Annotated in this window: 2 protein-coding genes; both read right to left on the bottom strand. The window is 41.0% G+C overall.

Translation table 11 applies throughout. The features are described 5' to 3' along the window. Window positions 1–151 (bottom strand): beta-ketoacyl synthase N-terminal-like domain-containing protein (locus F6K51_RS38865; RefSeq protein ID WP_365940634.1); only part of this gene is annotated, 151 nt, incomplete at its 3' end. An 18-nt stretch (window positions 152–169) separates the two neighbouring features. Then, window positions 170–1573 (bottom strand): acyl-CoA-binding protein, encoded by a 1404-nt coding sequence (locus F6K51_RS36895; RefSeq protein WP_293031038.1) that lies wholly within the window; start codon window positions 1571–1573, stop codon window positions 170–172. Between the last annotated feature and the right edge of the window lie 64 nt (window positions 1574–1637).

The following is a 1637-nucleotide window of genomic DNA, read 5'->3' as shown; positions in this document are numbered from 1 at the left end:
TATCTGGATGATACAAGGCATCAACATCCCATCGATTTGACGGAACTTCAGTGATGGTATGCACCCCATGCCGCAGCAAATCCCAAAAGCTTTCTGGATTTCCAGCACTTGGAAAACGACAACCAATACCTATAATCGCGGTTGGATCCATGTAATTTGCACCTTATCTTCAGGATGACGAAACTAAATGCTTAGCCAAAAACTCTATAGTTGGGTAACTATAAAGCGCAGTAGCAGGAATATCTCGTTCTAGCCAAGCTCCCAACTCAGCAACTAGATTTGCTGCATCAGCCGATCCTAGAGCATAGCGCTCAAAAGGAAGAGTACTATTCACCTCATCTGCTTCAATGTTAAAAACTTTGGCGATGTAAGCGACTAACCAAGCTTTAATTTTTTCTTCTAGAGGCAGCTCCTTTTCTTGAGCCACTACTGGCAGTTTGGCTACTATTTGACTGTATTGCTTCATGGCCTCACTGCAACTCATGCCTTTAAGTTGATTCCAGGCTTGCCATTGAATATACTTTCTAGGTTGCAGAATCGGATCTGGCTCCTCCTCTAGACAATCCCCTTCCATTGCTTGTTTATAGAGAGTCTCAAGCTCTATTTCTTTCTTGCCTTTAGGTAGTTGAACATGACCAAAGCGAACTAAGTTGGACATGGTCTGAAATTCTAACTCTATATTGTCTAGATCATGAGAATCACGAACGACATTGATGCCATAATCATCTTGCCCTGATACCAGGATACAAAAATGTTTTTTGATATTATGAAAATTTTCGTCGATGAAATCGCCTTTTAAACGGTGTGGATAAACCTGTACGCTCGGAGGAACATAACGTCCATTAATACCTAGTCGGCGTTGTTTCTTGGAGTTATTGGGGGGAGAGGAATGCATAACTCTTTCGGTAAAAATAATAGCTTGCCCCATGCGCGCTGGTACAGCTTCCACTTCCCATTCATTGTCATCGAAGTCAAACACTACTGAGTATTTTCTCCGCCCTTGCCAAACCATTTTATGGTTTTTTATACCCGCAAACATTCCCTCCTCAGCAGGTACCTGGACTCGCCCAAATTTTTCCTTGTGTGTCCCATTAGCAAAATGTAAGCAGCCATTTTCGAGAGTAGCATCATCTAAAGCTATCCATACTGATATATTTATAATATCTTCAGTATTCGGGTAAAGCAGTGCTGGCTTTTGAGGATCATAGGCGCTGGGGTCGTAAGAATCATAAACTTGATGCCATTTGATCTCTCCTTCCCCTGGCATTTTGCAAAAAACATTACTGTTCCACAATAGTAAATTGTCCCCACCCAGCTGGTTTAGTACCCGAACAATTTTGTTGTTTTTAAACATCTCGGCTATCGGTTGATGAAACAGATGAAGGTCACGAGATGTGTTGAGGTTCAGGACATTGTTGTAGAGCATCATCATCGGCTGACCCTCTACTTCTTTAATTGAACTATTAGTTTCTATACATTTTTTTACCGATTCTACTTCTGAACTTGTAAATAGATCCAGGGGGCCTAACCATCCCTTTTCTTCAAAGTGTTGAATCTGGTTTTGTGTGAGCATATTCAGGGTTAACTCCTTTCTATTTTACTACTGTAATGGTATTCAAAACAACTTTGTTGATTAA

Origin of the sequence: Moorena sp. SIO3I8, from assembly GCF_010692325.1 — a bacterium.
Taxonomy (GTDB): Bacteria; Cyanobacteriota; Cyanobacteriia; order Cyanobacteriales; family Coleofasciculaceae; genus Moorena.
Note: the sequence above shows the minus strand (reverse complement) of the source record. Positions and strands in the feature narration are given on the sequence as shown.